Origin of the sequence: Stenotrophomonas pavanii, assembly GCF_900101175.1 — a bacterium.
Classification (GTDB): Bacteria; Pseudomonadota; Gammaproteobacteria; order Xanthomonadales; family Xanthomonadaceae; genus Stenotrophomonas; species Stenotrophomonas pavanii.
In genome coordinates this window covers 1-19292 of sequence record NZ_FNFQ01000001.1, presented here as the reverse complement: position 1 = coordinate 19292, position 19292 = coordinate 1, and the positions used below count along the sequence as shown (strand labels likewise).

Annotated in this window: 30 protein-coding genes and 1 tRNA gene; 13 read left to right on the top strand and 18 right to left on the bottom strand. The window is 66.5% G+C overall.

Annotated elements, in window-relative coordinates; all coding sequences use genetic code 11:
• The first annotated feature begins 23 nt into the window (after window positions 1-23).
• Entirely contained in the window at window positions 24-1331 is a 1308-nt protein-coding gene (gene aroA / locus BLS66_RS00170; RefSeq protein WP_049471405.1) for a 3-phosphoshikimate 1-carboxyvinyltransferase, read from the top strand.
• 174 nt (window positions 1332-1505) lie between these two features.
• On the opposite strand, the gene BLS66_RS00165 is transcribed toward aroA, so the two are convergent.
• Together BLS66_RS00165 and BLS66_RS00160 are read right to left on the bottom strand one after the other, a co-directional pair.
• Window positions 1506-2078 carry an energy transducer TonB gene (locus tag BLS66_RS00165; RefSeq protein WP_074724829.1) on the bottom strand — a complete coding sequence of 191 codons (573 nt, stop codon included), beginning with the start codon at window positions 2076-2078 and terminating at the stop codon, window positions 1506-1508.
• A gap of 119 nt (window positions 2079-2197) precedes the next feature.
• The gene (locus BLS66_RS00160) at window positions 2198-2836 is read right to left on the bottom strand and encodes an energy transducer TonB (RefSeq protein WP_074724828.1); all 639 of its coding nucleotides are present in this window, start codon (window positions 2834-2836) and stop codon (window positions 2198-2200) included.
• A gap of 113 nt (window positions 2837-2949) precedes the next feature.
• Here BLS66_RS00160 and serS point away from each other — a divergent pair, with 113 nt between their 5' ends.
• Window positions 2950-4230, top strand: a complete 1281-nt coding sequence (gene serS, locus BLS66_RS00155) for a serine--tRNA ligase (protein WP_049471400.1) — start codon at window positions 2950-2952, stop codon at window positions 4228-4230.
• 175 nt (window positions 4231-4405) lie between these two features.
• Here the strand turns inward: serS and BLS66_RS00150 are convergent, their stop codons facing one another.
• Window positions 4406-4756 carry an SH3 domain-containing protein gene (locus BLS66_RS00150; RefSeq protein WP_074724827.1) on the bottom strand — a complete coding sequence of 117 codons (351 nt, stop codon included), beginning with the start codon at window positions 4754-4756 and terminating at the stop codon, window positions 4406-4408.
• Between the two features lie 223 nt (window positions 4757-4979).
• On the bottom strand, window positions 4980-5567 hold the full coding sequence (locus BLS66_RS00145; RefSeq protein WP_049471397.1) for an FMN-dependent NADH-azoreductase: 588 nt from the start codon (window positions 5565-5567) through the stop codon (window positions 4980-4982).
• A 127-nt stretch (window positions 5568-5694) separates the two neighbouring features.
• On the opposite strand from BLS66_RS00145, the gene BLS66_RS00140 reads away from it, so the two are divergent.
• On the top strand, window positions 5695-6687 hold the full coding sequence (locus BLS66_RS00140) for a LysR family transcriptional regulator (protein WP_005410175.1): 993 nt from the start codon (window positions 5695-5697) through the stop codon (window positions 6685-6687).
• A gap of 53 nt (window positions 6688-6740) precedes the next feature.
• Here the strand turns inward: BLS66_RS00140 and BLS66_RS00135 are convergent, their stop codons facing one another.
• Window positions 6741-7814 (bottom strand): DUF4241 domain-containing protein, encoded by a 1074-nt coding sequence (locus BLS66_RS00135; protein WP_057494681.1) that lies wholly within the window; start codon window positions 7812-7814, stop codon window positions 6741-6743.
• A gap of 124 nt (window positions 7815-7938) precedes the next feature.
• On the opposite strand from BLS66_RS00135, the gene BLS66_RS00130 reads away from it, so the two are divergent.
• Window positions 7939-8028 (top strand) — tRNA-Ser (locus BLS66_RS00130).
• A gap of 77 nt (window positions 8029-8105) precedes the next feature.
• On the opposite strand, the gene BLS66_RS00125 is transcribed toward BLS66_RS00130, so the two are convergent.
• From BLS66_RS00125 to BLS66_RS20855, 13 genes are all read right to left on the bottom strand, one after another.
• A complete protein-coding gene (locus BLS66_RS00125) occupies window positions 8106-8309 on the bottom strand; it encodes a helix-turn-helix transcriptional regulator (protein WP_074724826.1) in 204 nt (67 codons plus the stop codon).
• On the bottom strand, window positions 8296-8607 hold the full coding sequence (locus BLS66_RS00120; protein ID WP_074724825.1) for a hypothetical protein: 312 nt from the start codon (window positions 8605-8607) through the stop codon (window positions 8296-8298). The genes BLS66_RS00125 and BLS66_RS00120 overlap by 14 nt, the downstream gene beginning before the upstream one ends.
• Window positions 8604-9188, bottom strand: coding sequence for a hypothetical protein (locus BLS66_RS00115; protein WP_074724824.1), 585 nt, complete (start codon window positions 9186-9188; stop codon window positions 8604-8606). Before BLS66_RS00115 ends, BLS66_RS00120 begins: the two co-directional genes overlap by 4 nt.
• The gene (locus BLS66_RS00110; protein WP_074724823.1) at window positions 9185-9916 is read right to left on the bottom strand and encodes a hypothetical protein; all 732 of its coding nucleotides are present in this window, start codon (window positions 9914-9916) and stop codon (window positions 9185-9187) included. Before BLS66_RS00110 ends, BLS66_RS00115 begins: the two co-directional genes overlap by 4 nt.
• Window positions 9917-10227: 311 nt before the next feature.
• A complete protein-coding gene (locus BLS66_RS00100) occupies window positions 10228-10506 on the bottom strand; it encodes a hypothetical protein (RefSeq protein ID WP_074724821.1) in 279 nt (92 codons plus the stop codon).
• Window positions 10499-11335: a phiTE_015 family protein gene (locus BLS66_RS00095; protein WP_074724820.1), complete on the bottom strand. Its 837-nt coding sequence runs from the start codon at window positions 11333-11335 to the stop codon at window positions 10499-10501. The genes BLS66_RS00100 and BLS66_RS00095 overlap by 8 nt, the downstream gene beginning before the upstream one ends.
• Window positions 11332-11541: a hypothetical protein gene (locus tag BLS66_RS00090; protein ID WP_074724819.1), complete on the bottom strand. Its 210-nt coding sequence runs from the start codon at window positions 11539-11541 to the stop codon at window positions 11332-11334. The genes BLS66_RS00095 and BLS66_RS00090 overlap by 4 nt, the downstream gene beginning before the upstream one ends.
• 87 nt (window positions 11542-11628) lie before the next feature.
• Entirely contained in the window at window positions 11629-11886 is a 258-nt protein-coding gene (locus BLS66_RS00085; protein ID WP_074724818.1) for a hypothetical protein, read from the bottom strand.
• Window positions 11887-11995: 109 nt separating this feature from the next.
• Window positions 11996-12409, bottom strand: a complete 414-nt coding sequence (locus BLS66_RS00080) for a hypothetical protein (protein WP_074724817.1) — start codon at window positions 12407-12409, stop codon at window positions 11996-11998.
• Complete coding sequence (locus BLS66_RS00075; protein WP_074724816.1) at window positions 12406-12684, bottom strand: hypothetical protein; 279 nt, start codon at window positions 12682-12684, stop codon at window positions 12406-12408. Before BLS66_RS00075 ends, BLS66_RS00080 begins: the two co-directional genes overlap by 4 nt.
• Complete coding sequence (locus BLS66_RS00070) at window positions 12681-12896, bottom strand: hypothetical protein (RefSeq protein WP_074724815.1); 216 nt, start codon at window positions 12894-12896, stop codon at window positions 12681-12683. The genes BLS66_RS00075 and BLS66_RS00070 overlap by 4 nt, the downstream gene beginning before the upstream one ends.
• On the bottom strand, window positions 12893-13084 hold the full coding sequence (locus tag BLS66_RS00065) for a hypothetical protein (RefSeq protein ID WP_074724814.1): 192 nt from the start codon (window positions 13082-13084) through the stop codon (window positions 12893-12895). The genes BLS66_RS00070 and BLS66_RS00065 overlap by 4 nt, the downstream gene beginning before the upstream one ends.
• Window positions 13085-13776: 692 nt before the next feature.
• The gene (locus BLS66_RS20855) at window positions 13777-14439 is read right to left on the bottom strand and encodes a LexA family transcriptional regulator (RefSeq protein ID WP_074724813.1); all 663 of its coding nucleotides are present in this window, start codon (window positions 14437-14439) and stop codon (window positions 13777-13779) included.
• A gap of 82 nt (window positions 14440-14521) precedes the next feature.
• On the opposite strand from BLS66_RS20855, the gene BLS66_RS00050 reads away from it, so the two are divergent.
• The 9 genes from BLS66_RS00050 to BLS66_RS00005 all read left to right on the top strand — a co-directional run.
• The gene (locus BLS66_RS00050; protein WP_074724812.1) at window positions 14522-15019 is read left to right on the top strand and encodes a YdaS family helix-turn-helix protein; all 498 of its coding nucleotides are present in this window, start codon (window positions 14522-14524) and stop codon (window positions 15017-15019) included.
• Between the two features lie 76 nt (window positions 15020-15095).
• On the top strand, window positions 15096-15683 hold the full coding sequence (locus BLS66_RS00045) for a hypothetical protein (RefSeq protein WP_074724811.1): 588 nt from the start codon (window positions 15096-15098) through the stop codon (window positions 15681-15683).
• Entirely contained in the window at window positions 15680-15991 is a 312-nt protein-coding gene (locus BLS66_RS00040; RefSeq protein WP_074724810.1) for a winged helix-turn-helix domain-containing protein, read from the top strand. The genes BLS66_RS00045 and BLS66_RS00040 overlap by 4 nt, the downstream gene beginning before the upstream one ends.
• Before the next feature lies 1 nt (window position 15992).
• Window positions 15993-16883: a helix-turn-helix domain-containing protein gene (locus BLS66_RS00035; protein WP_074724809.1), complete on the top strand. Its 891-nt coding sequence runs from the start codon at window positions 15993-15995 to the stop codon at window positions 16881-16883.
• Complete coding sequence (locus tag BLS66_RS20430) at window positions 16873-17535, top strand: hypothetical protein (protein WP_074724808.1); 663 nt, start codon at window positions 16873-16875, stop codon at window positions 17533-17535. Before BLS66_RS00035 ends, BLS66_RS20430 begins: the two co-directional genes overlap by 11 nt.
• Complete coding sequence (locus BLS66_RS00025) at window positions 17532-17726, top strand: hypothetical protein (RefSeq protein WP_074724807.1); 195 nt, start codon at window positions 17532-17534, stop codon at window positions 17724-17726. Before BLS66_RS20430 ends, BLS66_RS00025 begins: the two co-directional genes overlap by 4 nt.
• Window positions 17726-18091: a Ref family recombination enhancement nuclease gene (locus BLS66_RS00020; RefSeq protein WP_074724806.1), complete on the top strand. Its 366-nt coding sequence runs from the start codon at window positions 17726-17728 to the stop codon at window positions 18089-18091. The genes BLS66_RS00025 and BLS66_RS00020 overlap by 1 nt, the downstream gene beginning before the upstream one ends.
• Complete coding sequence (locus BLS66_RS00015; RefSeq protein WP_074724805.1) at window positions 18088-18291, top strand: hypothetical protein; 204 nt, start codon at window positions 18088-18090, stop codon at window positions 18289-18291. Before BLS66_RS00020 ends, BLS66_RS00015 begins: the two co-directional genes overlap by 4 nt.
• Window positions 18292-18876: 585 nt before the next feature.
• The coding region (locus BLS66_RS00005; protein ID WP_143025115.1) for a hypothetical protein at window positions 18877-19292 on the top strand (416 nt) is incomplete at its 3' end.

Genomic DNA, 19292 nt, shown 5'->3' with positions numbered 1-19292 from the left:
GGCGTTTACGGAATGATCGAACGATGAGCAACGCGCAACACTGGATCGCCCGCAAGGGCCAGCCGCTGCAGGGCAGCCTGACCATTCCCGGCGACAAGTCGGTCTCGCACCGCTCGGTGATGTTCGCCGCACTGGCCGATGGCACTTCGCATATCGAGGGCTTCCTGGAAGGCGAGGACACCCGCGCGACGGCGCGCATCTTCAGCCAGCTGGGGGTGCGCATCGAAACCCCCAGCCCGTCGCAGCGCATCGTGCATGGCGTCGGCATCGACGGCCTGAAGGCGCCGGATGCACCGCTGGATTGCGGCAATGCCGGCACCGGCATGCGGCTGCTGGCTGGCCTCCTGGCCGGGCAGGCGTTCGACTGCACGCTGATCGGCGACGAGTCGCTGTCCGGCCGCCCGATGCGTCGCGTCACTGGCCCGCTGTCGCAGATGGGCGCAAGGATCGATACCCAGGACGACGGCACACCGCCGCTGCACGTGCATGGTGGCCAGACGCTGCACGGCATCGACTTCGCCTCGCCGGTGGCCAGCGCACAGATCAAGTCGGCCGTGCTGCTGGCCGGCCTGTACGCGCAGGGCGAAACCCGCGTGGTGGAACCACACCCGACCCGCGACTACACCGAGCGCATGCTGTCCGCGTTCGGCGTGGACATCGAGTTCTCGCCGGGCAAGGCCCGCCTGCGGGGCGGCCAGCGCCTGCGCGCCACCGACATCGTGGTGCCGGCCGATTTTTCCTCGGCCGCGTTCTACCTGGTCGCCGCCAGCATCATTCCCGGTTCCGAGCTGCGCCTGAAGCAGGTCGGCCTGAACCCGCGCCGCACCGGCCTGCTGCACGCGCTGCGCCTGATGGGGGCGGACATCACCGAAGAGAATCCGGCCGAGCAGGGCGGTGAGCCGGTGGCCGATCTGGTGGTGCGCTACGCCCCCCTGAAGGGCGCGCGTATTCCCGAAGCACTGGTGCCGGACATGATCGACGAGTTCCCGGCGTTGTTCGTGGCCGCCGCCGCTGCCGAGGGCCAGACCGTGGTCAGCGGCGCGGCCGAACTGCGGGTGAAGGAATCCGATCGTCTTGCCGCGATGGCCACTGGCCTGCGCGCGCTGGGCATGCAGGTGGACGAGACCGAAGACGGCGCCACCCTGCACGGCGGCGTGCGCCTGGGCAGCGGCACCATTGAAAGCCACGGTGATCATCGCATCGCCATGGCGTTTGCCATTGCTGGACAGATCAGTGAGGGCGAAGTGCGCATCAACGACATCGCCAACGTCGCCACCTCCTTCCCGGACTTCGACGGCCTGGCCCGCAGCGCCGGGTTCAACCTGGCCTGAGCGGCATCGCGAGCGCCGGGCCATGCCCGGCGGATCGCATTGCCCGGTAGGTGCCAACCTGGGTTGGCACGCTCACATCGCCCGGTAGGTGCCAACCTGGGTTGGCACGCCTCTCCAGATAAAAGGACGGAGGCCGAAGCCTCCGTCTAAACATCACGAACCCCTCGTCCGCGATCAACGCTGCTCGGTACGGAAATCCACCGGGACCCGCACCACACTGGCCACTGCACGGCCCTCATGCATCGCCGGCTGGAACTTCCAGTTCTGCACGGCGCTCAACACCGCGCGATCCAGGTCACGGCTGCGCTCGCCGGTGCGCGAAACGATCGCTGCACGGGTGACCTGGCCGCGGGTATCGACATTCAGGCTGGCGATCACGCTGCCCTGGACGCCATTGCGCAGTGCGGCGGCGGGATAGGTCGGCTTGATGTTGCCCGCCAGCGGACGTGCCTCGCGATTGCGCACGGCAGGAGCGGGGTGGCGCGGGTCGCTGGCCGGCGCGGCCTGGCGGGCGGCGGGCGCCTGCGTGTCGGCCACCGGCGCCTGTTCGGGGGCGGGCAGCATGCGCTCGCCGACCGGTGCAGGTGCCACGTCTTCCGGGTTCGCGTGACGCAGCCAGAGCAGGGCGGCGGCAAACATCGCCACGATCAGCGCGATCCACATCCAGGGCGACGTGGACCTGTGCTGCGGGCCGGATTCCTGCTGCAGCTGCGGCGAGTGAAGGTCTTCGTGGGTGGTGGCGGTCATCGCAAACTCCTTCCGTCAATGGACGACGGGCAGAGTGTTGCGCGGGGCGGCGGCGACAAGTGTCAGCGTTGCGTCAACGTCACTGGCAGGGTTCAGTTTGCCTGCCGGGAAACGTTCAGTTACTGGGTCTTGAAGTCGAACGGCACTTCAATGCTGCCCGGTACGGGCTGGCCGTTGCTCTGCGCCGGGGTGAAGCGCCAGCGCCGCACGGCATCGGTCGCGGCGCGGTCGAGCTCGCGTGAGCCGCTGCGCTGGATCACGGTGGCATTGTTCGGATAGCCGGTGGCATCCACGTCCACGCGTACCACCACGCTGCCCGTCTCGCCCGCGCGCAGGGCGGCTGCCGGGTAGGTCGGCGGCGGCGACTGGCCGGCAATCGGCATCGGCTGGCTGTTGCCGGTGGTGGCTGGCGCAGGGGTCGGCGCGGCCGGGGCCGGTTCAGCGATGGGCGCCGGCGGCGGCGGGGCGGTTTCGACCAGCTTCGGGGCGTCTTCCTCGACCGGGGCCGGCTTGGCATCGGGCATGTCGCTGGAACCGGCAGCCGCCGCCAGCGGTTCGGGCAGCGGCTCGACCTGCGCGGTCTCCTGCGGGGTCTGCGCGGCCGGGTCGGCGCGGAAGAACTCCTTGTCGCGACCGGTCAACCACACCAGTACGAACAGCAGCACGCCCACGCCGAAGGCGATGCCGGCGATCTTCAGGGCGTTGCGCGGGATATGCACAGTGAACGACTTGGAGGACGACGAGCGGGGTGCAGACATGGACCGGACCAGTACGGAATGGCTCGATTCTGCCACGGCGGGAATGAACCGGGCGGCAGAAATCCGTATAACAGGCGATAATCCCGTTCCTGACACCCACCACGACACCTGCCATGCTTGATCCAGCCCTGCTCCGCCACCAGCCCGCCGACCTCGCTGAACGCCTGCGCACCAGCCGCGGCTTCGAGCTCGACGTGTCTGCCCTGGAGGCCCTGGAGGCGGATCGCAAGCGCATCCAGGTGCGGACCCAGGAACTGCAGAGCCTGCGCAACAGCCGCTCCAAGGCCATCGGCCAGGCCAAGGCCAAGGGCGAGGACGTCTCGGCGATCATGGCCGAGGTCGCTGCCTTCGCCGACGAGTTGAAGGCCTCGGAAGTGGCGCTGGACGAGCTGCGCGAGAAGATCGAAGCGATCTCGATGGGCATTCCGAACCTGCCGGCCGATGACGTGCCGGCCGGTGCCGACGAGAACGACAACGTCGAGCAGGCGCGCTGGGGTACCCCGCGCCAGTTCGATTTCAAGGTGCTCGACCACGTCGAACTGGGCGCCCGCAACGGCTGGCTGGACGGCGAGACCGCGGCCAAGCTGTCCGGTTCGCGCTTCACCGTCCTGCGCGGCCCGATCGCGCGCCTGCACCGCGCCCTGGCCCAGTTCATGGTCGACCTGCACACCGGCGAGCACGGCTACGAGGAAACCAACGTGCCGCTGCTGGTCAACGCCGATTCGCTGCGCGGCACCAGCCAGCTGCCGAAATTCGAGGACGACCTGTTCAAGACCGCCGTGGGCGACTCCACACGGTACCTGATCCCGACTTCGGAAGTGCCGCTGACCAACATCGTGCGCGACGAGATCGTGGACGCCGAGCGCCTGCCGCTGCGCATGACCGCGCACTCGATGTGCTTCCGTGCCGAGGCCGGCAGCGGTGGCCGCGATGTGCGCGGCATGATCCGCCAGCACCAGTTCGAGAAGGTCGAGCTGGTCTCGATCAGCCGCCCGGAAGACAGCGACGCCGAGCACCAGCGCATGACCCGCTGCGCCGAAGTGGTGCTGGAAAAGCTGGGCCTGCCGTACCGCAAGGTGCTGCTGTGCACCGGTGACATGGGCTTCTCGGCAGTGAAGACCTACGACCTGGAAGTCTGGCTGCCGTCGCAGGAAACCTACCGCGAGATTTCCTCGTGCTCGAACTGTGGCGATTTCCAGGCTCGCCGCATGCAGGCGCGCTGGCGCAACCCGGCCACCGGCAAGCCGGAGCTGGTGCACACGCTGAACGGCTCGGGCGTGGCGGTTGGCCGCGCGATGATCGCAGTGATGGAGAACTACCAGAACGCCGACGGCAGCATCACCGTGCCGGAAGCCCTGCGCCCGTACATGGGCGGCCTGGAAACCATCGCCTGATTCCCTGACCGGGTAGGTGCCATGCTTGCATGGCACCGCATCCACGCATGGCGTGGATCTACTGGAGGATGTTGCACGCGCCCGGCATGAATTCACCGAAGGGTGTTGCACGCGCCCGGCATGAATTCGCCGATGCCACAGTAGATCCACGCCATGCGTGGATGAACCACCGTGATCATTCCACAGCGCGCAGCTTCTCCAGCGGCACCCATCCCGGTTCGCCGGTCTCCGGCACGCACCATGCCCAGCCATTGAGCGTGTGTTGACCCCGCAGCACCTGCCCTGGATCCACATCCAGCTCCCGCGCGCAGTAATCCTGCGTGGCAAACGCGCCACCCTGCGCATCGCGGCCGATCACCGGCGCCGGCACGAATCCGGGTTGCTGCCCCTCGGCCTCGCACAGGAACCAGTCGTCCCAGCCCTCCGGGCCTTCATAGCGTTCGCCCACTACCAGTGCCTGGCCGCGGCTAAGGGTGATCGGTTCCGGAAATTCGCTGCGGTGCGCAGCCGTCACGATGTAATCCATCGCCCCAGCCTACCGTTCTGGTGAGCGCCGCGCATGGCACGGATTCCACGCACGCGTGCAGCAGATCCACGCCATGCGTGGATGGCGCAGACCCCAGGCCGGACGCCACAAGAAAACGGCCCCGCAAAGCGGGGCCGCCAGGGTGGGCCGGGATGGGGGAGGGGATCCCGGCCCGCGTTCAGCGCCCAGACGAGGAGAGAGGGGCGCCGTACGTTGGAACGCGTTACGCAGCGACGGCTTCGGCCGCTTCGTGCGACGGCAGTGCTGCCAGCGCACCGGCGATGGCGTCCTCACGGTGCTGCGGCGAGTAGGCGATGCCCTCGGCGCGCACGAACTCGACCTCGTTGATGCCCATGAAGGCGAACACCTGGCGCAGGAATGGCTCCTGGAAGTCGGCCGGCGAGTCGGTGTAGATGCCGCCACGGCTGCTGGCGATGATCACCCGCTTGCCACCGGCCAGGCCCACCGGGCCGTTCTCGGTGTACTTGAAGGTGCGGCCGGCCACGGCCACGCGGTCGATCCAGGCCTTCAGCGTGGACGGGATGCTGAAGTTGTACATCGGCGCGCCGATCACCACGATGTCGGCCTCCAGGAACTGCTGCATCACCTGTTCAGCATCGGTCGCTTCAGCGGCGTCGGTCTTGGCCAGCGAGCTGCTGCGCAGGTGCGGTACCGGATTGGCGTCAAGATCGCGATAATCGACCTGCAAGCCATCGATCTGGCCCGTGAAGCGGGCGACCACGGCCGCCGACAGCTGGCGCGAGACGGAGTTGTCGCCAAGCACGCTGGCGTCGAGATGCAGAAGCTTCATGGCAGTCACCTATGTTCTGGGAGGAAGGGGCGGGGGTGCCCCGCCGACGGAGAGAACGATAGGTTGTTGCAAAGGCGGAATAAAGGTGGTTGAATGCCACGTATTGTTCTAGATATGGAACTCGGGCATGCATGACCTGAATGATCTGTACTACTTCGCGATGGTGGTCGACCACGGCGGATTCGCCGCTGCCGAGCGCGCGCTGGGTATTCCCAAGTCGCGACTGAGCCGCCGCATCAGCCAGCTGGAAACCGACCTGGGCGTGCGCCTGCTGCAGCGCTCCACGCGCCGTTTCGCGGTCACCGACGTCGGCACCAGCGTGCACCGGCATGCGCAGACGATGCTGGCCGAGGCCCAGGCCGCCCGCGAAGTGGTGGACCGCCTCAGTGCGGAACCGCGCGGCGTGGTGCGCGCCAGCGTGCCGGTGTCACTGGCGCAGATGCAGCTGCCCAAGCTGCTGCCCAAGTTCCTGGAGCAGTACCCGAAGGTGCGGCTGCAGCTGAACATCAGCAACCGCCGCGTGGACATCATCAATGAAGGCTACGACGTGGCCCTGCGCGTGCGTTCGCGCCTGGACGATGACGGCAGCCTGGTGATGCGCAGCTTCGGCCAGGTGCAGGAATTGCTGGTGGCCAGCCCGAAGTACCTGGACCGCGCCGGCCGCCCCAAGGACCCGGAAGAGCTGACCCAGCACGTCACCCTCAGCATCAGCGAAGACGAAGCGCGCCAGCGCTGGGAGCTGCATGGCCCGGAAGGCGAAGTGCGCCGGGTCGACCTGCAGCCGCGCGTGGCCGGCTTCGACTTCCCGCTGCTGCAGAGCATGGTGAAGGACGGTTTCGGCATCACCATGCTGCCGGAAACCGTGTGCGCCGACGCCGTGCGCAACGGCGAGCTGGAAGTGGTGCTTCCGGACTGGTCGCTGCCGCAGGGCGTATGCCACGCCGTGTTCGCCTCGCGCCGCGGCCTGCTGCCGGCGGTGCGCGTGTTCATCGACTTCCTGGCCGAGCACCTGCCGCCGCAGCTGGAGGCCTCGCGCCTGGATTGCGGTGGCGCCTGTGAAAAGGCCAAGGAGCGGATCAAGGCCAGTGCACTGGGTGCGCTGGCGGTGGATGCCGGCTGAGAGAGCTGAACGGTAGCGCCGGGCCATGCCCGGCGTTGCTGTTTTCCAGCTGATCAGTTCCGGCCGAACAGCCGGTCCCAGAAACTGCGGCGTCGCGCTGCGGCCGGTGGCGGTTCGGCCGCAACGACCGGCGCTTCCAGCACCGCCATCAACTCTGCGCTGCGTGGCTTCTTCAGGAACCGCGCGTAGTCCAGATAGCCGGTCACCTTGCTCATGTGCAGGCGCTCGGGCATCGCCGGCAATGCGCCGCCCTGTAGCAGCACCCGCAATGCCTGCGGGCGGTCCAGGCGGATCGCCTCGTACAGGGCGGTGCCGCCGCAGCCCGGTTCGATCTGGTTGGCGCGCTGCGGCGCATCCTTCAGCAGGTCCTGCAATGCCTCCTTGTCGTCACGTTCGACGGCGGCCACCAGTCGTGCCAGCGCCTCGGCTTCTGCAGCTGGCAGGTTGTCGCGATAGGCCTGGTCGGCAATCTCGCGCTCGTCGCGCCCATCGCCACCCTCGATGCACAGGAAATCGGTGACCAGGGCGACCGGAATGCCGGACGTATCCAGCGCCCAGTAGCTGGGATAGACGCCGTCGCCCCAGCCGCTGGTGAAGACCACCAGGCCGTGCGGCGAGTCCTCCCCCCAGGGGCGGTACTCGGCGCCTTCGTCCAGGCCATCGTGGTCGATCAGTGCATCCGACCATTCACTCTCTTCGTCGCCATCGGCCTGTTCGATCAGGGCCAGCAGCGCCTGCTGGGTGTCGGTATCCATGAAACAACCGATGCCGGCGTCGACCGGGTAGCCGATGAAGCTGTCCTCATCCAGGCCGGTCAGGTCCTGCGTGGTCCAGCGCGCCATCTGCCAGTGCAGGGCGGTCGCGGTAAGAGCTTCGCGGGGCTTGAACCAGACCACGGCCAACGCCGGGCGGCCGCTGTGCACGATGATTTCGACCGGGTGCCGGCCCAGCGGGGCGGTGTAGTCGGCCAGCGCAGGCGCCTCGGCCTGGACCAGCGGATCGCAGACCACCAGATGCCCGCTGCTGACCGGCAGGTGCCCGGCGAAGGTGCGGTGCAGGGCCACAGCGGCCAGCTGGGTATCGTCCAGCAGGCAGGTGCGCAGGTTGGCCAGATCGAGATGGGCCATGGCGGCTCCGGATGCGGTGAAGGCCCCCACCGTGCCGGATGCGAAGGGCAGGGGCAAGGTGGTCTTGGGCAAACGCCCTTCACGTGCGAGAATACGCCGCTGCCCGGGCGACCGGGACCCGATTGGAGAGATGGCCGAGCGGTTTAAGGCACCGGTCTTGAAAACCGGCGAAGGGTTAAACCTTCCGTGGGTTCGAATCCCACTCTCTCCGCCAGAATTCTTTAAAAGCCCCTGGAAATAGGGGCTTTTTCGTTGCCTCAGCCATTGCTACCCGCCCAGCTACCCATCCACTTACAGCGGTCGATTCTGCGCAATCTGCTGCCGAACCCAACCCTGCACCTCCGATTGTATCCACAGTGCGCGACGGCCGATGCGGATCGAGCGAGGGAACCGGCCAGCTTTGATCTCGCCGTAGATGAAGGTCGTGCCCATACCGGTCATCTGCCGCACGCGGTCGAGCGACAGCAGCTCTTCCAGTCGTTCAGCTGCGCCCATGATCGCCTCCCACGCGCAGCAGCTGTGTGGCTTCCGCCAGGCTGAGCTTGAACTGCACTACGTTGTCGGCGGCTGCCGGCGGGGACGCAGAGCGAACGCTGCGAGCCGGCCGGTTGATCCGGCGCCACTCGGCCAGCGCCGTGTCGGCGTTATTGCTCTTGCTAGTCGCCCGACATGCGCACTCGACGAGGTGGCCGCCGCCGGCGCTGGGGCGGCGCTCGTCATGGATGTGGCGCGCGCGGTGCCCGGCGGCGCAATTCGGCAGGCCTTCGGGATGGCTGATCTGCTTCTGGGTCATGGCTTCTTGCACTCCTCGATGTGGGCGACCAGCTTTTCCAGCAGGAAAGCGGCTTGCTCGGCCCTCCTGCGGCGTTCGTACGGGTTGAGGTTCTGACGGGCGTCCCTGAGCCATTCCAGCGGCTCGACCAGCCACTGCGGGTCGAACGGGAGCAGGGTTCGCGGGTCGACCTTCTCGACCAGCGGGGAACAATCGGGGCCGGCCCAGTCCTCGCTGTCGCCGCAGCGAACGCAGACCCCGCCCTGGAAGTCGTGGACCTTCTCTGGCTGGATCACGCGCGGGCTGTCGAACAGGGCGCGGACAACGAGGCCGCGCTGGTGCCCGCCATACACGTGGCCGGCGTCGGCCTGCATCCAGCAGCCCGGCGCATGATCGTCTTTGTGGCGGTACTCCCAGCGCACCGGCTGCGCGGTATAGAGCGCTGTCATCAGGGTGTCGGCCCAAGCACGCACCTGGTTGGCAGCAACGCCGCCGCCGGCGGGATCGACGCGCCGCATGGCAGAGACGACCGCTGCGACAGGCGACGACGCCCTGGTGGCCTCGACAACGGTCGCCGGGGAAACGGGCAGTGGTGCGGTCATGCGAACAGGTCCAGTTGGGCCGGCAACGGCGGCGGCAGGGTGGGGGTGGGCGGTGGCACCGCAGCAGCACGGCGTGGCTTTGCCGCAGGCGGTGCACGGTGCACCAACTGCAGGTAGTCGCCGTCTCCGCGCATCTGCCAGGGACGCCCCTTGATCGGGCAAACGTCGTGGTAGCCCGCGTCGTAGTGGGTGGCGGGCGGCCCTTCGCGATACCTGAGCTGCACCTGGTAGTGCGATCGACCGGCGAACTTTGCCGGTTCGAGGTGCGGACCCGTCACACTCTTGACGGTGAACAGCGGAAAGCACCGACTCCAGCGTGTGTCGTCGCCCCGCTGATCGGGTTGGCCATAATCAGCCCTGGGCTCGTCCTTGTACCAAGCCCAGACCTTGTCACCGACCTGGAACGGCTGCAGATCTTTAGTACCTGCATGGGTGCGCTCGGGAAGCGGCGGGAACAGGTCGCGGATTGAGTACCAGTACCCTCGACCGTTCATATCGCTCAGCTGCGTCATCGGGAAGAGGGCGACGACGATGACGCCACCGCGCATCAGGTAAAACGCACGTCCGCATGGCGACGGACCTCCCTCGATGCTGGATAGGATGGCTTGACGCGACCATCCCTTGACCAGTCTCCGCGAAACGATGCCGTCGGCGATCTTGAACGCCAGATCTTGATCGATGACGCCTTTGCCTTTCCATGGTGCAGCGGTGAGCAGCTGGTCAGCCATTGGTGGAATACCTCACGGCTGCCTGTTTTTGTATGCTGGGATCAAGGAGAGATGAAAAAGGGAGCACTGGATGCCTGCGAGTGGGAGTTGGCACGAGGACTGGGTCTTCGCAATCCGGGGCAGGACGGTGACGGCCAGGGTTTCGGTGGGGAGTCCAGGCCGTGGTGAGATCGTGGCGGTTCACGTGGTGTACGGACCGAGTCTCACTGGTCTGGCGATTCCGGTGGTATCGCAGCAGGATGCGAAGGAGAAGACGGAGATTCTGCTCTGCGAGCTGATGGGGAGAGATTGGTGCTGACGTGAGCAGCTGGTCAGCCATTGGGGACCGCCTGCTCCGCCTTCTCGACGGCTTCGATGATCGGCGTCACCAGACGCACGAACGTCACCCACGGATGCGGGTCGGAGGTTGACGCTACGGCGCAGTCTCGCGCGTGCTGGAACTGGAAGTGGGCGTAGTTGGTCAGCTGGGCACGGTCGCACTCGCGGCAACGGATGTAGTCGCCGTCCATGTTCCAGCGCCCAGCAAACTCGCAGAGCGCTGCGTTCGCTTCGTGTAGGTCGCCACTGGCGATGTACTTGGGATCAGCCATTGCCCACCGCCTTGCTGTCGATCAGGGCCAGCAGCCATTCGCCGCGCCGAATCAAGTCACGCGCTGCCCGGCGTTCTTCGGCATCCTCCTGTTCGTTGTCGGCGATGATGCTGATGCTGCGAACCCAGCATTCAACCGCCTCCCGGAACTGCCCCAGGTCCACGGCCTGCGCGGGCGGGGCGGCGTAGAGCTTCGTACCTTCCGGCACATCAGAGCGCATGAAGGTGCACTGCGTCTTGTCGAAGTGCTTGCTGTGAACCACTGTGGCAACGCCCACCGGCTCCCCAACCGGCTGGCGGGCGGCGAGTGCTGCCTGCCACAGCGCCCAATCCTGTGCGGTGCGACCATGCACGTAGTAGCCCTGCGCGTCACGCTCGCAATCGCCGCCCCGATACTCCTCGAACTGCGCACGAGCATCCTGACCACCCGGGGAGGGCTGGGCGGAGAGATATTGCCAAGCGAGCCATGCCTTTGCCGTCACCTCGAAGGCATAGCCACCGAGCTTGGCCCGGGCAAGCGGCAGACCTTCCACGCGGCCCCACGCCTCAAACCGCGCCCGCTCGGCCTCATCCCCCAGCCTTACCCTCCCTCCGGGCTGCACGTCCGCCAGGGTGGGCTGAACTGCGCTCTGCAGGGCGCGGGCTACAACATCGCGGCCAGCATCAGTCAGGTCGAACTCGTTGTTCTCTGCTCCTTCAGCCAGCCAGCCGCGTTCCTGGAGCGCAAGCATCTGCTGCAGCCGCAGAGTAGTGGACCCGGTCCAGCCGAACTGCGTATCGCAGACGATCAGGTTGCGCACATCTTCCATTGTCTTCTTGTCGTTGCTCATGCCTGCATGTCCTTGCTGTTGGTGGAGCGCGCGCTGTGCGCGGCGAGGTGTTCCCAGCGTTCGGCTTCGCCCACGTAGTAGTCGTGGCGTTCCTGCCGGACGGTGGCGGTGAACTGCACGTCGTGCAGTGCGCGTTCGGCGGCGGCGCGGTTGGCCGCTGCCATGCGGGCCGGGTCGTGATCGAAGATGTCGAGCTGGTTACGCACGCTGGACTCCTGGGATGGTTTGCCGGCTGTTGGAACCCGGCCGGCACGGGTTCCCTGCGCTACAGGGGGAGAGCGCAGGGCAGGGGGTCAGTAGTCGGTGTCGGTGATTGGATGGCGATTCCGCTGTGCCTCGCGGCGGCGCCGGTCTGCGTCGCGCTGCCGATCGGCCTTGAACTCCGGCCATGACTGCCGGGCATCCCTGATGCCGCGCCAGGCGAAATAGCCGATGCCGAACAGCACGGGCGGCAGGAACGAGCCGGCGTCGGCGTAGATGACGCGCGCCAGGAGGGCGAGCAGCAGGATCACGACGACGGCGCAGTAGATGGGCAGGGCCAGGTGGCGCATTACTCGGTCTCCTGTTCGCTGGTGGGCTCGGCCGGCGCGGGCGCCGGGCCGACGGGTGGGGTGATGGGCGGGATGCCGACGGCCATGGCGGCGAAGAAGTCGGGGTCGGTCACGCGGCTGCTCCTTCGGCGATGTGGCTCTCGACCCATGCACGCATGCGCGTCCACCGCTGCTCCGGCGTTTCGTTGTCCCAGCGCCACTCGCCGTCGTTCTCGTGAACGATCTCCGCTGCCATTGCTTCGGCGATGCCGAAGGCTTTGCTCACGGCCTCGCGGTCGTCGGGGTCCAAGCCGGTCATGTCCAAGCCGCGCTTGGCGCCGATGACGCCCAGCGTGCAGTGGCAGCCGGTGCTGTCCTGGAGCTGTTCGGCGATGAGGCGCTTTTCGGGCATCGCGTCGAGCGCATCACGAAGTTCGACCAGGAATTTCTGGCCGCGCTTGCCGCGCAAGGCGGAAGAAACCGCGCCGCGCCAGCAGATCAGCGGCCACGTGTCGCAGTCGTCGCTGTAGCCGCTGCGGTTCATGCGGCACCGCCTTTGACGCGAGCCAGAGCGGCATCGAGATCCGCCGTGCGGGCGTGTATCGATACCTCGGGGCCTCGCATGTGCTGCAGCGATGTGCGTGTTGCCTGAGCGGCGTTGACCAGGCCGGCAAACGCGTCGTGGATCATCTGCAGTTCGCTGGCGACGTTCTTACACGCGCGCGCTGACAGGCTCAGGCCGTCCGGGTCTTCCGCTCCGCCGCCAATACCTTTGGCATGCTGTTGGAGCAGCTGCAGCAGATCGACAGGGGCGCTCATGCAGCACCTGCCTGTGCGCGCGCTGCGCGGCGAGCGGCGGCGACGGCGCCGGCTGCGCTCTTGCCCTGCCGCAGGACGGCATTGGCGGCGATGCTGGAGGCGATGACGACCTGGTAGGGGAGGAGGCCCCAGCGGCGCCCGGCGCGGGCGACGATGCCGGCGGCTGCAGCGGCGCGCTGAGCGGTGGAGTGGTGGGCGATTGCGGCGCTCATGCGGCGGCACCCTGTTGTGCGGCGCGCAGCTGCTTGGCGGCTTCCAGCAGCTGGCCGGCATAGTGCTCGGCTTCGTCAGCGGACTGGAGGAGGCGGGCAGCGCCCAGGTCGGAAACCACCTTGGCGCTGAGGCTGTCGGCGGCGACGGTTGGCGTCGACTGGCGGACGCCGAGGGAAAGGATGGCCATGCGGATCTCCTGCGCCCGGCCCCGGGATGGGGTGGTGTTTGGCGCTGGAGACAGTAAAGCAGCGCTTTAGTCTAAAGTCAAGCAATGCTTAAGAAATTTGTGCGAGCCAATAGAAAAGCCCCGCCGGAGCGGGGCTTGGTCTCGTTGATCTGCCTACTACTGGGCGTCCGGGGGAGCCAGTCTGGTTCGAACGCGCTCTAGAGCCGCTTGAGTTTCGTTCTGAACATTGTTGCCAGTCAGGCGCTGGGACCGAACCTGGCCGAAAGCCATCTGGGTTTCGACCATCTGATATGCGGTCAGGAAGACGCCATGATTCTGCTTAGCGAAGGTGAATTGGATACTCACCTCCGGAGTCGTGGAGTAGGAGTTCCCGATTAGCGTCTGCGTTAGCGCTGCCTGCATCCCCTGCATTTGCATCTTGCAAGCCACCGTATTGCTGGACACGTTGGCCGAACCCCCCATCTCTGCGCAGCGTAGGACTAGGTCATCTCGGACCTGCTCCGTATTGACGAATGGAATGAAAACCTCAGCGTTCCCGGAAGCGGTTGGCTTATTGAGAGCCTGTTGTGTTGCGCAGCCAGTGAGTGCGACTGCAGCTGCGACTATCGCAAGGTACTTCATGATTCCCCCTGTGTCCTTTGCTTCTTGATGAACGTCTTCCGTGCCAGCCGGTCCAACACTGCCGGAATAGGTCAGTTGAATCGGTCGATTCGATTTCTGAGGTACACCTTGCCGCCGATGACCGTGTTGCGAGGCATTGCGAACGCCGGATAGAGCGCAGCGTTAGCGCTGACCACGTACACGGCATCGCCCCGATCCTGAAGGGCCTTCACCTGCTGCCCATTCCCGGTATTGATCAGGTAGATCCCATCGCCATCAAAAGAGGTCACCCCGGTGTCGACCATCAAGGATTCGCCGGGGTTGATAACCGGAATCATGGAGTCGCCGCGACCCGTCACCAGCACTAGCCTGCCTGGTGGCGGCACGAACCCAACAACCGACCGTATGTAGGTGGGCGCGAAGTCCATCGCTCGGACAACGTCCGGAAAATCATCATTGATACGCCCTTCCCCCATGTCGGCATCTCCGTCCAGCTGTTGGACGCGAACATAGCTTTGGTCGGTCGCAGAAATCGCGACGACATCCACTGTCTCACCCATGCCGAAGTGAGACAGAGGCTTGCCTGTGAGATGCGCGAGCTTCGGGAGCTTTCGCTTATCGACCTTCCCCGTGCGAAGCCACCCCGAGACAGCCTGCTCGGTCACGCCAAATGCGTCCGCGACACTTTTTTGTGTCAACGCGGACTCTTCAATGGCCGAGCGAATGGCGGCCGCCATAGCGATGTTGTCAAGCATCGCTTGATTGTCCGGCGACCCGCGTGCAAATGTAAGAAAGCATTGCTTGACTGCAAACTAAAGCAACGCTTAAGCTGCCGCTATGAACCCAATCGCCACCGCCATCGAGAAGTCGGGAGCCGGTCAAGCCGGAATCGCTCGCCTGTTGGGGGTATCCCCGCAGGCGGTAAACCAGTGGGTAAGCGGCATCAGGCCTGTTCCGTCTCGCCATGTGCTTGCAATTGAAGCAGCAAGTGGGATTTCCCGCCATGAGCTTCTTCCTGAGGTGTTCGGGCCAGCTCCCGACGCCGTCGCTCCGCTGAGTTCTGCAGCATCCGGTTGCCAAGCCGCCTCGGCCCTTGTTGACAGCCGTATGAGCAAGCGCGCGCTGCGCTCCCAGCTGGGCCTGAGCAGCGATGCGCACTTGGCCAAGGTGCTGGGTCTGCCGGTGGAGCAGATCAGCGGCTGGGCTGACGAAGACATGGTCCCGGCGCTGCCGCAGGTTATGAAGCTGCTTGGCCACACCGACCAGCAGGATCCGGCCGCTCCGCGCAACGACGACCCCGACGCCGACCGCATCGGCCCTGTCGACACCGCCTGAAAGGCCATCCCTGGCCGTCGTCCCTGAGTTGTCTCTGTCCATGGCGCCCATCGTGCGCCGCCCCCGAGAGCCTGTCATGAAGCCCACGCCCCATTTCCTGCCCAAGCGCCAGACGGTGATCTACGGATTCACCGAGCAGATGCTGCGCGACACCGGCACCAACCGCCGCAGCTTCGCCATGGTGGTGGCTGATCAGTACCTGTCGATGTACGCGCAGGACGACCGTGAAGTGCCGTTCCGCATCACCCTCGGCGGGGAGGGGGACGGCGACGCAGACAAGAAGCACAACGGCCAGATCCTGGGCCGCTACTTGGACGGCGTGGTTAAGACGCTTCCGGCTGATCTGGAAGATGCTTGGGTGCAGAGCCTGCCCGAGCCCTACCGCAGCAACTGCGAGCGCGCGCTGGGCCGTCGCCGAGGCATTCTGCCGATCCGCCTGGATGCTATCGAAACGGCGGCAGACACGGTGGGTGTGGGCCAGCTGATGAAGGACTTCGGCGACCTCTGCGCAGCGATCAGCCCCGCCGTGGCCGATGGGGTAATTGACGATAAGGACCGTCCGCACGGGCACAAGATCATCAACGAGTGCGATGACATGGTGATCAGTGCGTTGACGTTCCGCAAGGCTGTGATCCGCGCCATGGGACTGGAGCTGGCCCGATGAGCCACCTGGCCCGTTCCAACGATTCCAACAGCAGCCACGCGGCTGCGGCGGACCTTATCGCCACCGGCAAGCTGCTGGACCAGCAGACCCGCGCAGCAGCGGCAGTGAAGCGCCACCCGGGGCAGAGCAGCCTGCACCTGTCGACGCTGACTGGCCTTGATCGCCACATGTTGGGTCGCCGACTGCCTGAGCTGGCCCGCGAGGGGCGCATCTGGCGCGGCCCGAACGCGCCGTGCGCAACCACCGGCAAGCCCGCATGCACCTGGTGGCCGGTTGCGCCGGGCGAGAACCTGACGCTGGGGCTCTGACATGTCGACCATCATCATGTCGCAGTGCTGGCCGCTACAGGGCCTGAGCGTCACGCAGAAGGCTGTGCTGATCTCGCTGGCTGATCAGGCCAACGACGACGGTGTGTGCTGGCCGGCGGTGGGCACCATCGCCGCGCGCTGCTGCATGTCGGCGCGTGCTGTGCGTACGGCAATGGATCATCTGGAGGCCGTCGGCCTGCTGACCCGTGACCGTCGGTTCAACAGCAGCACGGTCTACAAGGTCACTCCGGCCAACTTCGACAAGGCCGCTGCGCCGTCGAAGGCTGGCCGTAAGTCTGGAAAAGCAGGTACTGCACCGGGCGCAGGGGCTGCGCCCCATGCAGGGGGTGCGCCCGCTGCAGGAGGGGATGCGCCCCATGCAGGAGGGGAGGCACCGGGCGCAGGTCTAGGGGTGTGCCCCGTGCCGCCTAACCGTCATATAACCCTCAATGAACCGTCAGGAGAACCGTCATTTCCGGCGGGCCTGCCGGCCGCGCCGCTGGCGGTGGTTTCCGAGACCGACCTACAGGCTGCGTGCCGTGCTACCTGGGCGGCCTACGCCAGTGCCTACCGTGACCGCCACGGTGTGGCACCGGTGCGCAACGCCAAGGTTAACAGCAACGTCCGGCAGATCGTGCAGCGGCTCGGCCACGGCGAGGCCCCGCTGGTGGCCGCGTGGTTCCTGACCGTCAACGAGCGCTACGTGGTGCAGAACATGCACGACCTGGGCGCGCTGCTGGCGAAGTGCGAGGCATACCGCACGCAGTGGGCCACCGGCCGTCAGGTCACCGAAGAGGCCGCGCGGCAGACCGACAAGACGCAGACCAACCTCGGCGCCGCCGACGCGGCCAAGGCTCTGCTGGCACAGCGGAGGGCGGCACATGCTCGGTAATCAGGAGCAGGATCGGCTGGTCGATCTGCTGGTGGCCACCGCGGAGGTGATTGGCGACCAGCTCAGCCCGAACGCCGCGGCCTACATGGTTTCGGATCTGGCGCAGTACCAGCTGCCGATGCTGGAGCGCGCGCTGGCGTCATGCCGCCGGGAGCTGAAGGCGCGGCTTTCGCTGGCGGCGATCCTCGAACGCATCGAGGACGGCCACCCGGCACCGAATGAGGCATGGGCCAACGCGATCCGTGCCGCCGACGAAGGTGCGACCGTGGTGTGGACTGAGCAGACCCGCGATGCGTGGGCGGCGGCGTTGCCGCTGGTGCAGGCAGGCGACAAGATCGCGGCCCGGCCGGCATTCCTGGAGGTTTACACCCGGCTGGTGAAGGAAGCGCGCGCTGGACACCGCACGGCCACCTACCAGCTGTCCCTCGGCGGCGACGTGTCCGGTCGGGACAGCGTACTGCGGGAAGCGGTGGCCGCTGGCCAGCTGTCGAAGGAACAGGTAGCGGAGTACCTGGCCCTTCCGCCCGCCACCCCATCCTTCAACCCGCTTGCGCTGCTGGCCGGAACGGTTGAGGCATCGCCGACAGCGGACGAACGGACCCGTTCGCGCCTGGCCGAGATCGTCGCGCTGCTGGAGGGCAAAGCCGCATGAGCCCCGATCACTTCAACGTCGAAGTGCGTCCTGTGAGCGAGCCGCTGGCCGAGGCGGGCTGGTATCTGGCCTACGGCTACGGGATCAAGCCGCTGGTGGTCTACGCGACGCGCGGGATGACTGTCTGGCGCGATGGCATGCGGCGGATCCCGATCACTCGCTATGCCGGCCCGATCCCGGAGCTACGCTGATGTGGTCGAACGCACCGCCGCCGACCAGTGCAGAGGCAGCGCGAATCGAGCTGGCGAAGACGGGGCCGTGCATGGCGTGCCTCGTTCGCTACGCGCAAGGCCTGATGGCGAAGAGGCACGTGATCTACGGCTGCGAATACAACCACGCCAAGTCGGGAAACATCCGGCGCGGCCATTTCTTCGGCTACGCGCTGTGCCAGTGGCATCACCAGCGCTACCGAACGGAACACATGACGCAAAAGCAAATGGTGGCCCGCTGGGGCCCACCGCTGCACTGGTCCAAGAGATTCCACGAGGCGTTCGGATCCGACGACGACCTGATCGCACAGCAGACCTACATCAACGAATTGAGGGCGGCAGCATGAAGAAGACGAAGGCCATGGCGCCGAGGATCAACCCCCAGCGTGCCCCCCGTGAGCGGCGGATGGACCACAACACAGTGTCCCGGCCCAAGCGAGTCAAGACACGTGTGCTCGCCGATGGCCCGGCCGAGACGGTGGAGCAGTTCGAGGCACGCGGCGGGCAGGTGCAGCGCCTGATGGCCAGCTGGGACCGTGCGGCGTGACAGGTTCCGCAATAGAAGACAACCAAGCGCAATCGCGCGCTGCACGAGCAAACCACCAAGGGGAAGACGCATGGGAATGAACGAGGCACGCGAACTGCTGTCGAGCCGGACGGGGCCGAGGGCACTGAGCTTCGACGGAAGCATCGGCGGACCGAGCACTGAGGAAATCTTGGCCGCCTTGGCGTACGTCCCGGCCGGCCTTGGTCGCGAACTGCTGGAGGCGCTGTGGTGGCCGGAGAGTGGTCAACGGCGGCGCGAGCAGCTGCGCCAGGCGGTCATCTCCCTGGTCGCGCCCGAGTTCACCCGTCAGATGCACGCTCTTGCCGACGCCCGCACTGACTACGGCATCGCCAAGGCCAGCATGGGCTGGTGCGGCGGGTCGATAACGGAGGCGCAACGGCGGGAGCTGCTCCGGACGGAAAAGGCGCTGGACGACGCGCGCGCTGCGGCCTGGCCGAACAACACGATGGAACAGTTGGGAGTCCTGGCCGGGGCGGTGATCGCTGAAATGGCCGGCGCGCGCGAGTGCTCGCACTGCTGTGGCAAGCGGGTTCTGCTGGACCCGCGCGCCGCGGGTACCTGCGTGTGTGGAAGGGAGCGGCGCAGCGCATCATCGGCGCCAGCTTCGGCGCCGCCGGCGACAACCTGGTCGACTACTTCGGACCTAACGTCGGCGCCGGCGCCGCGTCCAAGGCCAACGCGGTGATGTGGATGGACGCCAGCGGCAGTGCCTACTTTGGTGGCCAGCTGTCGGCGGGCATCCTGCGCAACGCGGTCCAGACGACGACCACGCAGACCGTCGACGTGGAGCTGGTCAACGGCCCGTTCGCTACCAACGGCCGCGTGCGGAGCGTCACTGTCAGCTTCTCCCGCCGGCATATCCGGACCAAGACCACCTACGGCAGCGACGGCTTTGTCGCGGGCGCGGGCCAGAACACGGCGCGCGTGGAAATCTATCGGCGGGTCGGTGAGGGCGCTGAATCGCTGTGGCAGGTCCTGAA

Coding starts and splice junctions, on each gene's coding strand:
- aroA (WP_049471405.1), top strand. CDS start 24: ATGAGCAACGCGCAACACTGGATCGCCCGCAAGGGCCAGCCGCTGCAG.
- BLS66_RS00165 (WP_074724829.1), bottom strand. CDS start 2,078: ATGACCGCCACCACCCACGAAGACCTTCACTCGCCGCAGCTGCAGCAG.
- BLS66_RS00160 (WP_074724828.1), bottom strand. CDS start 2,836: ATGTCTGCACCCCGCTCGTCGTCCTCCAAGTCGTTCACTGTGCATATC.
- serS (WP_049471400.1), top strand. CDS start 2,950: ATGCTTGATCCAGCCCTGCTCCGCCACCAGCCCGCCGACCTCGCTGAA.
- BLS66_RS00150 (WP_074724827.1), bottom strand. CDS start 4,756: ATGGATTACATCGTGACGGCTGCGCACCGCAGCGAATTTCCGGAACCG.
- BLS66_RS00145 (WP_049471397.1), bottom strand. CDS start 5,567: ATGAAGCTTCTGCATCTCGACGCCAGCGTGCTTGGCGACAACTCCGTC.
- BLS66_RS00140 (WP_005410175.1), top strand. CDS start 5,695: ATGCATGACCTGAATGATCTGTACTACTTCGCGATGGTGGTCGACCAC.
- BLS66_RS00135 (WP_057494681.1), bottom strand. CDS start 7,814: ATGGCCCATCTCGATCTGGCCAACCTGCGCACCTGCCTGCTGGACGAT.
- BLS66_RS00125 (WP_074724826.1), bottom strand. CDS start 8,309: ATGGGCGCAGCTGAACGACTGGAAGAGCTGCTGTCGCTCGACCGCGTG.
- BLS66_RS00120 (WP_074724825.1), bottom strand. CDS start 8,607: ATGACCCAGAAGCAGATCAGCCATCCCGAAGGCCTGCCGAATTGCGCC.
- BLS66_RS00115 (WP_074724824.1), bottom strand. CDS start 9,188: ATGACCGCACCACTGCCCGTTTCCCCGGCGACCGTTGTCGAGGCCACC.
- BLS66_RS00110 (WP_074724823.1), bottom strand. CDS start 9,916: ATGGCTGACCAGCTGCTCACCGCTGCACCATGGAAAGGCAAAGGCGTC.
- BLS66_RS00100 (WP_074724821.1), bottom strand. CDS start 10,506: ATGGCTGATCCCAAGTACATCGCCAGTGGCGACCTACACGAAGCGAAC.
- BLS66_RS00095 (WP_074724820.1), bottom strand. CDS start 11,335: ATGAGCAACGACAAGAAGACAATGGAAGATGTGCGCAACCTGATCGTC.
- BLS66_RS00085 (WP_074724818.1), bottom strand. CDS start 11,886: ATGCGCCACCTGGCCCTGCCCATCTACTGCGCCGTCGTCGTGATCCTG.
- BLS66_RS00080 (WP_074724817.1), bottom strand. CDS start 12,409: ATGAACCGCAGCGGCTACAGCGACGACTGCGACACGTGGCCGCTGATC.
- BLS66_RS00075 (WP_074724816.1), bottom strand. CDS start 12,684: ATGAGCGCCCCTGTCGATCTGCTGCAGCTGCTCCAACAGCATGCCAAA.
- BLS66_RS00070 (WP_074724815.1), bottom strand. CDS start 12,896: ATGAGCGCCGCAATCGCCCACCACTCCACCGCTCAGCGCGCCGCTGCA.
- BLS66_RS00065 (WP_074724814.1), bottom strand. CDS start 13,084: ATGGCCATCCTTTCCCTCGGCGTCCGCCAGTCGACGCCAACCGTCGCC.
- BLS66_RS20855 (WP_074724813.1), bottom strand. CDS start 14,439: ATGCTTGACAACATCGCTATGGCGGCCGCCATTCGCTCGGCCATTGAA.
- BLS66_RS00050 (WP_074724812.1), top strand. CDS start 14,522: ATGAACCCAATCGCCACCGCCATCGAGAAGTCGGGAGCCGGTCAAGCC.
- BLS66_RS00045 (WP_074724811.1), top strand. CDS start 15,096: ATGAAGCCCACGCCCCATTTCCTGCCCAAGCGCCAGACGGTGATCTAC.
- BLS66_RS00040 (WP_074724810.1), top strand. CDS start 15,680: ATGAGCCACCTGGCCCGTTCCAACGATTCCAACAGCAGCCACGCGGCT.
- BLS66_RS00035 (WP_074724809.1), top strand. CDS start 15,993: ATGTCGACCATCATCATGTCGCAGTGCTGGCCGCTACAGGGCCTGAGC.
- BLS66_RS20430 (WP_074724808.1), top strand. CDS start 16,873: ATGCTCGGTAATCAGGAGCAGGATCGGCTGGTCGATCTGCTGGTGGCC.
- BLS66_RS00025 (WP_074724807.1), top strand. CDS start 17,532: ATGAGCCCCGATCACTTCAACGTCGAAGTGCGTCCTGTGAGCGAGCCG.
- BLS66_RS00020 (WP_074724806.1), top strand. CDS start 17,726: ATGTGGTCGAACGCACCGCCGCCGACCAGTGCAGAGGCAGCGCGAATC.
- BLS66_RS00015 (WP_074724805.1), top strand. CDS start 18,088: ATGAAGAAGACGAAGGCCATGGCGCCGAGGATCAACCCCCAGCGTGCC.